7 protein-coding genes and 3 tRNA genes are annotated in these 13564 nt (G+C 55.1%); 4 read left to right on the top strand and 6 right to left on the bottom strand.

Features of this window, described 5'->3' with window-relative positions; translation table 11 throughout:
- Positions 1-10: 10 nt before the first annotated feature.
- From L6J37_RS07225 to L6J37_RS07205, 5 genes are all read right to left on the bottom strand, one after another.
- Positions 11-574, bottom strand: coding sequence for an Lcl C-terminal domain-containing protein (locus tag L6J37_RS07225; RefSeq protein ID WP_192015774.1), 564 nt, complete (start codon positions 572-574; stop codon positions 11-13).
- 11 nt (positions 575-585) lie between these two features.
- Positions 586-2034, bottom strand: a complete 1449-nt coding sequence (locus L6J37_RS07220) for an Lcl C-terminal domain-containing protein (protein ID WP_237794661.1) — start codon at positions 2032-2034, stop codon at positions 586-588.
- 7 nt (positions 2035-2041) lie between these two features.
- Positions 2042-4345 (bottom strand): proprotein convertase P-domain-containing protein, encoded by a 2304-nt coding sequence (locus L6J37_RS07215; protein ID WP_237794659.1) that lies wholly within the window; start codon positions 4343-4345, stop codon positions 2042-2044.
- An 11-nt stretch (positions 4346-4356) separates the two neighbouring features.
- Positions 4357-6516 carry a TonB-dependent hemoglobin/transferrin/lactoferrin family receptor gene (locus L6J37_RS07210; RefSeq protein ID WP_237794657.1) on the bottom strand — a complete coding sequence of 720 codons (2160 nt, stop codon included), beginning with the start codon at positions 6514-6516 and terminating at the stop codon, positions 4357-4359.
- 132 nt (positions 6517-6648) lie between these two features.
- A complete protein-coding gene (locus tag L6J37_RS07205) occupies positions 6649-8709 on the bottom strand; it encodes a prolyl oligopeptidase family serine peptidase (protein WP_192015778.1) in 2061 nt (686 codons plus the stop codon).
- 417 nt (positions 8710-9126) lie between these two features.
- Here L6J37_RS07205 and L6J37_RS07200 point away from each other — a divergent pair.
- The 4 genes from L6J37_RS07200 (at position 9127) to L6J37_RS07185 (ending at position 11064) form a co-directional block, all read left to right on the top strand.
- Positions 9127-9202, top strand: a tRNA-Phe gene (locus L6J37_RS07200).
- A 49-nt stretch (positions 9203-9251) separates the two neighbouring features.
- Positions 9252-9327: transfer RNA gene (locus L6J37_RS07195), tRNA-Asn, on the top strand.
- A 156-nt stretch (positions 9328-9483) separates the two neighbouring features.
- Positions 9484-9559: transfer RNA gene (locus tag L6J37_RS07190), tRNA-Thr, on the top strand.
- A 236-nt stretch (positions 9560-9795) separates the two neighbouring features.
- On the top strand, positions 9796-11064 hold the full coding sequence (locus L6J37_RS07185; protein ID WP_218384299.1) for an HD-GYP domain-containing protein: 1269 nt from the start codon (positions 9796-9798) through the stop codon (positions 11062-11064).
- 33 nt (positions 11065-11097) lie between these two features.
- Here the strand turns inward: L6J37_RS07185 and mrcB are convergent, their stop codons facing one another.
- Positions 11098-13527: a penicillin-binding protein 1B gene (mrcB, locus tag L6J37_RS07180; protein ID WP_237794655.1), complete on the bottom strand. Its 2430-nt coding sequence runs from the start codon at positions 13525-13527 to the stop codon at positions 11098-11100.
- Positions 13528-13564: the final 37 nt, after the last annotated feature.

Below are 13564 nucleotides of genomic sequence, written 5' to 3'. Positions count from 1 at the left end.
ACAGAGTGAATTACTGCGCGTTATCACTCACCAGCAAGACCCCGAACTCAAAATCCTGATAGCCGTAATGCACCACAGTGCCATCGCTGATACCAAAGGTCAGTATGGTCTGGCTTTGCGCATGGGGTGTCGACGACCAGACAGTCGCAGTCATGGCCCACTGCTCATCTTCAGTACGGATCAGTCCCGGAAACGCCTTCAGATTCACCGCAGGAGCCAGACAGGCCACTTCGCGCAGACTGGCCAGCTCTTTGATGTTGGGCATCCGCCAGCCTGACACGCCATCAATCACAGCGCCTTTCTCATTAAGATCAATCTGGAACAAAGCTTTCTTCCAGCTGTAGGCTTCCGGTGTGCCCTCACAGGTTTGCGTTTGCTGATCCCAGCGGGTCCCCAGCAGGCAGCGGCGCCAAACCAGATTGGTTTGCAAATCCGTCACTGTGCCAGTGCCATTCTCTTTAAAGCGGATATCCGGCGCACTGCCCGGGATATCCTGATAGCAGGACTGAAATGCTGCCATCGCATTGGCGGAGCACAGAGTACACAACAGCGCACCAACAATTTTTTTCAACATGGTTTGATTCCTTATTCTGCGACCATACGAACGGCCATCACATTCGGTGACAGACACTCTTCACCCGGCACACAGAGTGCCTGATATGCCGTTAACTCACCCAGTCCTGTTCCACCGTCAGCACCGCTCATCTGAGTCAGGTAAGTAATCGCTTTGCCGGCGGTGTAACCCGGATCAGTCCGCAGCAGAGTCGAAGACCAGTAGAAACCATAGGGCAGATCGTCGCTGCCGATAGTCTGATCGTTGAAGAACCGCACCTTCAGACCATAGGTGTTGCCTGCCGCATCCGTCGCCGTTTCACCGAAATCCAGCAGATCATACTGCTCATTCATGGTCGGCAACCGCCAGCTGGTTTGGCCGCAGTAGCCGGAGGTATTCAGTTTCTCGCTGTACGCCTGCGTGGTACAGGCTGCCAGATGATCTGCGCTGCACGAAGCCAGTGCAATTTCATTGGCATGGGGAGTAATAGTCTCGGTTTCCAGTGCAAACACACGATGCTTGTCACGGAACGAGGTTTTGTCATCGGCTTTGACTTCCCAGATCAGCCCGGTTCGCTCATCTTTGACACAGTGCCAGCGGGCACTGTCTGGCGGCAGCGGCTGCCCCTTCTCGTCCAGCTTGGTGAATTTAAAACCGCCGTCAGTCACATCCAGGCCGAAGCTGGCATCCTGACCCGGTGTACCGCTGTCAGGCTGATCGGACATTTGCCCGCTCGACAGATTGAGGTGCTGCACCATGCCGGTATCATTGAGCGCTTTGCCGGACATCCGGCCCAGCGCCACTATTTCCTGGATCTGGCTGGCACTCAGCGTGCCGGCCAGCAGATCCGGGCCGTAAGTCACCAGGCCTTTGGCTGCCCCGGCAACCGCGGCAGCATAATCGTCACTGCCGGCACCCAGTTGCCCGAACAGCGCCACCATCTGAGTGTCCAGCTCAGCCAGAGCCACAACATCACTGCTGGCCAGCAGATCCGTCGGCGGGGTTATCCCCAGAGCTTTGAGCTTATGGCTGACCGCTGCAACGGCGGCATCCAGACTGGCGCCAGCCAGCATTTCACCCATGACCAGCGTAGTCACTCCATTGATCAGGATGAAAGCATTCTCACGGGCTGCCGGTGCCGCCAGACTCAGAGGTGACGATACCGAGGAGCGGGCCGAGACCGCCGGACCGGTCTGAACCAGCAAAGGGGAAGTTTTCACCCGGATATCAGCGCTGGTCAGGGTGAAGTTATACTGATTGGAGCTGACCGAAGGTTCATCGGATCCGCACGCCCAGTCGCGGTTGATATCGGCACACACCGTCATCGGCAGGCCAAGATTTGACGACGATACGCGCCCGCTGACGTCATAAAGCGGCAAACCCTGATCATCGGCCTTGCTGCTGCCAGAACCTGAGCCATTACATCCGCTCAGGGCCATGGTCAGCGCAACCGGCAATGCTGCTAGTTGTAAAGATTTCATCTGACTCTCACTTATTATCGACATTCGATTGACGGCGTCTCAGCAACGCCATCACAGCACCAAACAACAGACTGAACAGCCCAAGCGAGCCACCACCGGACGCACTTGGCTTGTCAGGCTGCGTTGTGTTGTCTGCGGTTGGTTTATCCTCCGGTTTCGCTGCGCTGTCGGTTTCACCGCAGTCAAACCCAGTTACTGCCCCGATTCCCCAGGATCTGAGCTGGCCGCTCTGTCCCGTGACTCTGTCAGTCACTTCCAGCACCCAGTTACCCGCCATAGGTTCGCCCTGCAACTGCGCCAGTGCCGGCGTATTGCTGAGCGTGAAGGTGTAGCTTTTGTCCGTCAGCGGATAAGCCTGGTAGTCCAGCAGAGAAAAACTCCGGCCTGAAGGCGTACGGATCACCACCTTCAGATCGGAAAAACGGGTATGAGAAACAGACAGCTGAATACCGAAATCATGAGAGACACTGGCGGCGTCTTCAGGCACGCTGAGCGCGAACAGCGCTTCTCCCAGCAGTATCTTACCGCCTCCGTTGATCTGACGGGCATCCGGCAGCGCCTGATTCAGTTGCTGCAGGGGTTGCGACAAGACAGGCACGCCATAGCTGAAACTCAGCTGCTGCTGGCTGCTTTGCGTTTGTTGTGCCGGATCGGCGGTGACACTGATGTCCGCCGTCAGCGCAATGCTTTCCCCGCACTGCAGCGCCTGCGGGATACGGATCGGCTCATTGACCCGGCTGATCGCACCGGCAGCCAGGTGATCAGCAGCAACTACCTGATGCCAGTTCAGTGCAGGTATCGCCAGTTCAGCACGAAACGCCGCCAGTGTCTGCTCGCTGGCGTTAACCAGAGCAACAGACAGCTGAGTCTGATTATTGTCTGTCACCGCCAGCGCCGAAGCGGCCTGATCCAGCACCACGGCATCGCGCAAAATGCCATGATGCCTGAATCTGCCGGCCAGCCAGCTGGCATAGCTTTTCTGCGGATAGAGGCGCTGCGCTGCGTCAACAGTGGACCGGGCCAGATCGTTCATCTTCATGCCAAAGCCCATCCCGGCCATCCCTTCGAGCACCACGCGGTTAAATTCATCAAACGCCGCTTCGCCATAGACGGCTTCGGCCTGTTTCAGAGTCTGAAACAAAGGCGTCGACCACAGCTGATCCCCCAGGGTGCCGAACACAGAAACATGCGCCCGGTATTCCATTTCAGGGTAATAGCGCGCTTCCTGATCATTGAGCGAGCGCCGCGATTTCAGCGCACCGACCGCGCCGTCCCAGTTGGCAAACACATCCAGCTCAAAGCGTTCGCTGCGATCCCGCTGCCCCCAGAAGCTGTAAGCTCCGGCCCAGTAATCGCCAAAACCTTCACCTATGGCTTCGCTGTCTCCGCCTTTCCAGTCCGGAACCAGTTGATAGTTAATGGCATGCCCGAATTCATGCAGCACCACGTCGGCATCCTCACTGTCCGGGACACCACCAACTCCCATCGCCAGGATCCCGGCATCTGTCAGGTAAGTGGAGTTATTGGTACTCTGGCCCTGCGCATCGATTTTCAGCGGGGCGTGAAACACGGCCAACTCACCGCGAAAACCCAGGCTTTCGAGGTACTGCAGCGAATGATCCAGGTGGTAAAACGCATTGACATCCCGAAACGCCGCGTCCTGGCGAGTAAAAGCAAAACCTTCGCTATCAGCCACTGACACCAGCCCCTGCTGCGGCCCGAGCGCCAGATCTGTGATGTCGGTAATATCGACCGCCATCACCCTGTCGTTGGCCAGATACAGCTGACCATCCTTGCGGGTCACCTCGACACCTGTGACCCTTTGATAGGCTTCTGCCGGAATCACAACCTCATCGACATTGGCATGGCCGGCTTCAAGCGCCCGCCCCGTTGCGGTGCGCGGATCCGGATCAAACACTGTCATGGCCGTCTGAACCCTCTCGCCCTCCGGCGGCGTCAGCAAGGTGTGCGGCCGGGGTGGCAGCGGCTGGTTCAGAGCGCAGTTTGCCGTTTCATCCAGCAAGGTGTTGAAAACACGGTACAACTGGCCGTGCTGATCTGTGGTCACCACAATCGCACCTTCACAGGGCCGGTCCAGAGCGTCTTGCTGAACAAAATTGTAATGGCTGCCCAGCAGGCTCTGGCGGGTGTAACGCAGCGCCAGCGACTCTGTGTGCAGATAGCGAGACTGCACATACGCCAGCGCCGCATCACTGTCATGAATCGCAACAGTATCAATCGGATAGAGCAGATGCTGAGCCTGAGCCTGGCTGCAGAGCAGCGCGGCCGTCGTCAGAAAATATCGTCTCATTGCGGCTTTCCTTAAAAGCTGTACTTGGCGTTGACGCTGAAATAGCGGCCCGGCTCAGTTGAAAAGGTGGTTTGGGCTTCGCTCACACCCGCCACGTCCTGATACCGGGTGTACTGATGATCGAACAGGTTATGCACCGAGGCATTGATGCGGAAATCCTGGGTCAGATTAAATCCCGCCCCCGCATCAAACGTCATCCAGCCTGACGTGGTGGCACAGCGCTGGCTGATCCCCAGCTCATCCTGACAGCTAGGCACTTTGTCCATCGCACCGGCATAATTGACCCGTACGAAGCTCTGCCAGTTGTCCTGCAGATACAGCAGCATGCTGTTGCCTTCCAGCGGCGTCAGGGTGCGGATCGGCTCGCCGTGCTCATCCTCGCCGTCAACGATGCCCAGCTTGCTGACAAGGTTCAGGCGCTCGCTGAACCAGTAGCTGACGCTCATCTCGGCACCGTAGGTTTTCACGCCGTCCAGATTCTGATACTGCACTTCGGCGTACTTAGCGGCTTCGTTCCAGCCAATGGTTTTTTCGCTGATAAAATTGTCGAACACCGAATAGAACACCGCGCCGTACACAGCGAGCTGGCCGTCATCGTATTTGGCTCCCAGTTCCAGGTTGTCACTGGTTTCCGCCTCCAGATCGGCATTCGGCCGGATCACAAAATTGCCCAGATCGCTCGACAAGTGCGGGACAAAACCGTAGGCCTTGGCATAGGAGGGCGCGAGAAAACCATGGCTGTAACTCAGGTAGGAATTCAGGGCTGGCGTCCATTGGTAGGCCAGCGACAGACTGGGTGACAGCTCACCGCTGCTCAGATCATGCAGTGGATAACCGCCAATGGTTTCCTCCACCTCAGACGACATCTGCTGATAATCAAAACGCAGGCCCGGCGCCAGGTTCCATTTACCCCAGCGAATATCATCATGCAGATACACCCCCAGATTGTGGGTTCGGGCCGAGGCAAAAGGCGCAGAGTCTTGCTGCGTGTCCCCGCTCCAGTCGGCAATACGCTTGCTGACCGGACGCTCATGCAACATAGATTCCAGCTCCATCCCCCAGGCGATGGCGTGTTCAACCTCGCCATGAGCAGCCCGCTGCTGCAAATCGGCTGACAAGCCGATCAGATGATCATTAAATGCACGGCTTTCAGACTGACGCCGTTTGAACACCAGCCCTTCCTGTGTCCGCTGCATCGCAATATCTTTATCGCTCAAGGTATCTGTCTGGCGGTAGTACAGATTGATATCGGCCTGCTCGGCCAGCAGGGCTTCCCCTTCCCATTCAGCCCCTGCGCGGACAGACAAGGTGCTCGTCTCCCCTTCTTCCAGAAACGAGCTGGCTTGCCAGCCGCCGCCGTCCGGCTGAGTCGGGGGTATTCCCTGCTCCCGCCTCACCTGCTGCTGGTAATAATCTGCCTTGCCCTTGAGCGTCCAGCTGTCATTCAAAAACCATTCACTGGTCAGAGCCGCATTGAAGCCGTCAATATTCCTGAGATAGAGCGACTGATCATGGTTTTTGCTCTCACTGCCCTGCCAGTAACTGACCCGCACCAGATGCGCCGTGTCGCCCAGCCGTGCCGCCGTGGTCAGTGTCGAAGTGTACTTATCACTGATCCCCGAATAACCGCCTTCCAGACCGGCATAGTGATCCTCGCTGCCCAGATAATCACTCGCTGTTTTCGAGGTCAGCACCACCACGCCGCCAATGGCACCGGAGCCGTACAGCGACGAGTCCGCCCCTTTGACCACTTCAATCTGCTTAACATCGCCCAGATCGAAACTGTTATGGCCGGCCACATCGTTCAGATCGCTGGCCCCATAGCCGTCCGCAACTTTGACGCCGTCTTTGATCACCGCAATCCGGTTACCGCTCATACCACGGATCGTGATGGTTTGCGGACGTCCGGCACCACCGCTGACACTGACACCGGGTTCATGAGACAGTACGTCATACAGCTCGGTCGATCCCTCACGTGCAATATCCTCGCTGGTGATCACCGCCACTGAGCCATTGGTTTCAGACAGCGGCTGCTCGATGCGGGTCGCCGTGACTACCACAGTCGTCATTTTTTCGGCTTCCGCCTGCTGGACGGCCAGGCTGTGAAAACTCATCAGGCCTGCGCTACTGGACAGGGCACACAAAGCCAGGGGGACAGGCTTCAACTGCATGTTGCACACTCCGGTTGTTATAAAAAATTGTTATGAAAATTTGTTATTAAAATGAACGGTTAAGTTTTTATCAGGTAATAGCAGCCCCTCCGGCTTCCAGCGAAGCCAGACAGGCTGTAATAGCAAAACAGTTTAAGGTGACTGTGTTGCTGTGGGTGCCAGATGCAGCAGGAAGGCATACTCTCTGGCCTGCTGCCGCATCGCCTGCCGGGCATCCTGGCGGTGACCGCCTGACAGGTCGGTCTGCAGCAGATAAGGGCCCTGGCTGAGGCTGTTGTCGCGGATTGCCATCACCCAGCGGGCAGGTTCCCAGTAAGGCACCTGAGTGTCGTACAGTCCGGCGGTCACCAGCATGGGCGGGTAAGCCTGCGGCGAAATGTTGTCATTCGGGCTGTATGTTTTCATCACCGCCAGTTGCGCCGGATCACGGGGGTCGCCCCATTCGGCATACTCCTGCCGGGTCAGCGGCAGGCTTGGATCCGACATGGTGGCTATCACATCAACAAAAGGAACCTGCAGTACGGCACCGGCAAACAATTCCGGCTGCCGGTTCAGCGCACCGGCGATCAGGGTACCGCCTGCACTGCCGCCCAAAGCCAGAATGGGCCTGTCGCGACCCTGGCGGTAGGCTTTGATCACTTGCGCCACGGCCAGATAATCGTCGAAGCTGTGGGGTTTACTGTGCCCTTTGCCCTGCGCATACCATTGCGGGCCAAGATACCCACCGCCTCTGACATGGGCGATCGCATATATCACTCCGCGATCCAGCAGGCTGATGATTTGTGGCATGAAATAAGGACGCACCGGAGTGCCATAAGCACCGTAGCCATAAAGAAAAACCGGGGATTTTTCATTGATCCGGTCAGTACGGTAAGCCAGTGTCACAGGAACGGAAACGCCGCCGTGACGCACCTGAATCTGTTCAGTCTGATACGCGGCCGTATCTATACCGCGATAACGATCTTCCGTCAGAGTCGCAATGCGCATTCGGGTAAGATCCAGCGCCAGCCACCGCGGTGGCTGGGTCAGCGACATGCTGCGGATCATCACAGAGCGGCCATAGCGGTTGCTGTTACCAGACAGCCAGGCCACACCGCCTGCCGGAGTGATGATGGTGTCAAACAGGCTCTGGCCCTGATAATCAAGGACGATCACCCGACTGGTACTCTTCTCGGTTACTTCCAGCACTATGTGTTCGGGAAATAGCAACCAGTTCTTGATGTGCTGGTTGGCTGCCGGCTGCCAGAATGGCTGCCAGTTCGTGGCATCACCCTCGTTCAATGCTGCGCGAAAAAGACGAAGGTCACCGTCACGGTTGCTGGCCAGAAACAGGGAGGCGTGGCGCACATCGGCATAATATTCGATACCAGATTCGCGAGGCCGCAGTGTAGCCAGACGCATGCCGCTGTTACTGTCCACCAGCATCTGTTCACTGCTGTCATGGTTATTCGACTGAATGATCACATACTGATCATCTGTCGCTGCATAGACAGATACCAGCCACGCCGGATTGTGCTCCCGAAACAGCATCGCTTTGTGTGCCTGCGGCAGCGACCAGCGCACCACTTGATACGGACGGTAAGTCCCGCCTTCATTTTCGACGAAATACAGGCTCTGGCTGTCAGCACTCCACACAAGATCCGTCGCGGCGTACTCTGAAAGCGTTGCAACAGTCTGCCCGCTGGACTGCTCAATAACGCTCAGCCGGTAATTACGATCGCCCCGGCGATCTTCAGTGACGGCCACATAACGGTGATCCGGACTCACCTGCCAGCTGCCGAGCTGATAGTAGTCCGCCTGTTGGCTGCGCGGTGTCAGATCAACAGCTGTGCTCACTTCACCTGTCCGGGCATCCTGACGCAGCAACAACCGGGACTGATCCGCTGTGCTGAGACGATAATTGTATGACCCGGCAAGCTGCCATGGCCGATCGGCCACGCTGGCCTGACGGGCCTGCCACTCATCCAGCAATGACTGTTCCACCGAGGCCTGTTGCTGTAATGCCTGCTCTGTCTGCTGATTTTGGTCCCGCAGAAAAGCCAGTACCTGTGCCGATTGACGGGAATCATCCCGCAGCCAGCCGTAAGACGGGGCCGGTTCGGAGCTCGCCTTCACATCAACAGCGAATACCAGCCAAGCCGAAAGCAGGCTCGCTATACCGCACAAAGTGATACCCACCAAGCAACTTTTCATCTCGACACCACAACCTACTTACAACTTCATCTGGGAAAGTCATTTTCCGCCCATTAAACAGGGCGCACATCATGCACACAAACAGTAATGAGATCAATTATCAGTTTCATTTGTATTTATAAAAACAGACAGGGAGTGATTCAGATCACACTAAATCATCTAGGCAACAAGATGCTGACCAAAAAACATACCGAATAAAGAAGAACAAACAGAAGAAAGCGCGGGATAATAAAAATTGAACCATAGTAATCGCCGGGTGAGTCCCAGCATGACGATGTATAAATCTGGTGATTTTCATTATTCAGCGGGCAGGGAAGATTAAAATCCACGCAATCCGTACAAAAAAAGGGATCTTGTTCGTTTTTTTTCAAAAAACCATTGACGGAAAAACGCAAAACCTTTTTAATGCGCCCCGTTGCCTCGATAGCTCAGTCGGTAGAGCAGAGGATTGAAAATCCTCGTGTCGGTGGTTCGATTCCGCCTCGAGGCACCATTATTAAATATTATGGTGTTCATTTGGCAACATCTTGATAAGAAACAATTCCCCCTTAGTTCAGTTGGTAGAACGGCGGACTGTTAATCCGTATGTCGCTGGTTCAAGTCCAGCAGGGGGAGCCAATTAAATACATTGTTTAATTGCAGTGTATCTCCTCCAAACTGGTAAGCACTGTGTGCTTAAATGTCGCTGGCCTGGCCGGCCACACCTAGTCGGCCACATTAAGTCCAGCAGGGGGAGCCAGTTTTGTTATTTGAAAATAACTTAACAATAATAAAGCCGACTTAGCTCAGTAGGTAGAGCAACTGACTTGTAATCAGTAGGTCACCAGTTCGATTCCGGTAGTCGGCACCATCTTTTAAACCTCGCAATTGCGAGGTTTTTTTTATCTATTCCTCTTGCACATTTTTCACGACATTAAGCCCATTTTTTATTAACGGTATTCTTAATAATCGATTTCAGAACGCTATTGTGATACACATTTCACACAGCACGGAATAACCTCTCCCTTACCCGACTGTCAAAACATGACAGGCACAGGACACACCGTGCATTGCCTGCCTGAAATAGTAAATGCATAGAAAAAGGTAATGACAAGCATAGAACTTCCTACCGAGTGTTTAACTCCAGGTCTGTATATCAAACTGCCGTTACAGTGGACGGAGCATCCGTTCATGCTTAATCACTTCAAGATTAAAGATAACCAGCAGATCCGTCTGATAAAAAACCTCGGGCTTAAATTTGTCATTCTCTATCCGGATAAAAGTGATACCCACCCTCTTCCGAAAAATACGCTCAATACCGAACAGGATGACATCTCAGAGCAAGAAGCCCGCTTTATCCATAAACAAGCCGATAAGTTGTGGAAAGAAAAGCAACGGCGAATTGAGTATCTGAAGAATTACAAACGCAACCTCAACCGTTGCGAGAAAAGCTTTCAGCGTTCTTTGTCCAAGTTACGCGCTATTTCGCAAAAAATAAAAAACCGTCCTGTGACGGCGTTTGCCGATGCAAAAGAACTTGTCAACGATATGGTAGAAGCCTTACTGGACAACGACAATCTGGTACTGCACCTGATGAGCGATGCGAAAGAATCGGAAGATATTTACTACCATTCGCTGAATGTGGCCGTACTTTCCATGTTGCTGGCCAAGTCAAACGGTATGCCAGCCAGCGATATCAAAACCATTGCCCTTGGCGCCCTGTTTCACGACATAGGTAAACAAAAAATACCGACGCACATTCTGCGCAAAATAACTGCTCTGACAGAGCCAGAAACGAATTTCCTCAAACTGCACCCGAAGTACAGCCTTGAACTGGCAGAGCTGGGTGAAAACTTCCCGGATGCTGCCAAACCTATTCTCAGTCAGCACCATGAGCTGATGGACGGCAGTGGCTATCCGCTGGGCTTACAGGGCCATCAAATAAATCGCTTTGCACAATTGGTTGCTGTCGTTAACGCCTACGACAACTTGTGCCATCCTATGGATCCCGGCAAAGCCAAAATCCCCTACAGTGCGCTTTCCTATCTGTTTAAACACAAGAAGGGGCAATACAGTGAGGAATTCATCGCGTTAATGGTGCGTATGATGGGCGTCTATCCGCCGGGCAGTGTCGTGCAGCTTTCCAATCAGCAGGTCGGCATGGTCATTTCCATCAATGCCAAACGCCTGCTTTACCCCAACATTTTGATTTACGATCCGAGCGTGCCATCCAATGAAGCACCAGTGCTTGATCTGGAACAAAGTGAACTGACGATAGAACGGGCGCTGCATCCGCAGAAACTGCCCGAACCTATACGCCAGTACCTCAATCCCAGAGCCCGTATTTCTTACTACTTCGAACCGGAAAACGGATAAGGGCTGACAATACAGCCCTTCCGCCGATGCGCTTTACCAGCTGAACATGTCTTTGATCCAGCCTTCAGGTTTACCCTTCCGGCAATGTGCAGACAACGAACCGGTCGGATCCCAGGCAGGCAGTGACTGCTCGCCCTGGCAATCCAGGCCCAGAGTGCCGTTCTGCAATCTGTGATACTTAAGCGTACTGAGTTTCTGCGGCCAGCTAAGCTGCAGCCGCTCAGGCTGGCGCCGCTCCAGATAGCCACTGTAGAGGCGTAATGCGCCGCTGGATCCGGTCAGCTTCACCGGTTTATTGTCATCCCTGCCAATCCACACTGTGACCACTTCCCTGCCGTCGGCCCCGACAAACCAGCTGTCGCGGGTATCATCTGTGGTACCGGTTTTGCCAGCCAGTGCTGCCCAGCCAAATCTGGGTTGCAGATAACGCCCTGTCCCCTGACTGACAACCCGCTTCATCGCATACGTCGTCAGCCAGGCCGCCTGCTCAGGCACCACCTGACGGCCGGAAGGAAGATGACGGTAAAGCACCTTGCCCTGACGCTCGACCACAGCGCGCAAAGCCGTCTGGTCGGCGCGGCGTCCCCCGCTGGTCAGGCTCTGGTACATCTGACTGACGTCAAATGGCGACAGGGTAAAGGCGCCCAGCAAAATTGAAGGCAGGCGTGGCACGGCTTCTTTGGCGACGCCAAGTTCAGCCAGAGTGGCTATCACATTGTCCAGCCCGACCTGCAGGCCCAGATTCACCGTAGGGACATTCAGCGAACGCGATAAGGCGTCATACAAAGGCACCTGGCCGCGATATTTACGATCATAGTTTTGCGGGCGCCACTCACTGCCCTGATTGCCTTTGAGCAAAATCGGCTTGTCGTCCAGTGTCGTTGCCAGACTGAACTTATCAGGCTGGCGCAGGGCGCTCAGATAAACGGCAGGTTTCACCAGCGAACCAATCTGCCGGCGACTGTCGAGTGCCCGGTTGAATCCGGCATAACCCGGACGGCTGCCGCCTATCATGGCCCGGATCTCACCACTGTGACGGTCCACCGCCACCATAGCCGTTTCAATCGGACTTCCGGCTTTTTTCTCCAGTAGCGGGATCCACTGAGCAACCGCATTTTCTGCTTCTTGCTGCGACACAGGATCCAGAGTGCTGAAGATCCGCAAACCGACCCCGGGAGTGAAACGGTTACCGACTTTCTCTTTCAGTTCCCGTTGCAGAAGCTGGAAGTACGCAGGCTGGCGGCTGGCGATCACCGGCTGCTTTTGCACATCCAGCTTTCTTGACGCGGCCTGCTCATACTCAGCGCCAGTCAGGATATTTTGATCCAGCATCAGTCTGAGCACCAGATCCCGCCTGTCTCTGGCGCGATCATTATGTCGCCACGGGTTGTAGTACGACGGGCCTTTGACCATGCCCACCAGCATCGCCAGCTGATCAATGCGCAGTTCCTGCAAAGGCCGGCCAAAGTACAAGCGTGCGCCCAGGCCAAAACCATGAATTTCCCGGCTGCCGCTCTGGCCGAGATACACCTCATTCAGATACGCTTCCAGGATACGATCTTTGCTGTAGCGATAATCGATAATGATCGCAATATAGGCTTCCTGGATCTTGCGCCACAGCGAGCGTTCGCGGGTCAGGAAGATATTTTTTGCCAGCTGCTGAGTTAAGGTACTGCCGCCCTGCACGGTACGTCCGGCTTTAAGGTTCACCAGCGCCGCACGCAGGATAGCCAGTGGTGACACCCCGCCGTGGTGATAGAAATCCCGATCTTCAGTCGCCAGCAGGGCATCAATCAGCACTTCAGGAAACTCTTCCCGTGGCGTGAAGATCCGCTGCTCCCCTTCTTTAGTGCCCAGCATCCCCAGCATTTTGGGTTCGACACGAAGATACCCCAGCGTCTTTTCCCGCCCGAGATCGTCAATCTTGCTCAGCCCGCTGTCACCGAATGTCAGCATTACGTGGCGCTGACTTTCATAACCGTCATCGAATTCAAACGGACGGCGCACCATCTCGATGCGGGTCGACGAGGCAGAATACTCCCCGGCACGCTGCGGGGTACGGACTTTGTGATACTGCAAGGCGTCCAGCTCACGTTTCACTTCGCTCAGGGTGATGGCCTGACCGGGTTGCAAATCCAGCACCCGGCCGTACACAACGGCGGGTAAGTCCCAGAGCTGGCCTTCAAATTTGTCCCGTACCAGGGTGTCCAGATAGATACCCACTACCACCACCACGGCCAGAACCGCCAGCCCCAGCTTAAGGCCGGAGAACAGAACCCAGCGCCCTATGCGGGCGAGGCGGCTTTTCGGTGGGGTGCGTTTAGGCGGTGTCTTAGCCGCTTTTTTGCGCGGCTGAGTTTTGGCTTTTTTGCTGGCCGGAGCGGCTTTCCTGGTGGCTCTTGGCTGTTTTTCCGTTGGCTTTTTGGGCGCGGCCAGGCGGTGCTTGGACTCTTTGATCATCATGATGTCTTAGTGATGTCTTCGCTATCAGGCTGTCAGT

It is taken from the genome of Photobacterium sp. WH77, from assembly GCF_022014395.1.
In the GTDB taxonomy this organism is placed as follows: Bacteria; Pseudomonadota; Gammaproteobacteria; order Enterobacterales; family Vibrionaceae; genus Photobacterium; species Photobacterium arenosum.
Note: the sequence above shows the minus strand (reverse complement) of the source record. Positions and strands in the feature narration are given on the sequence as shown.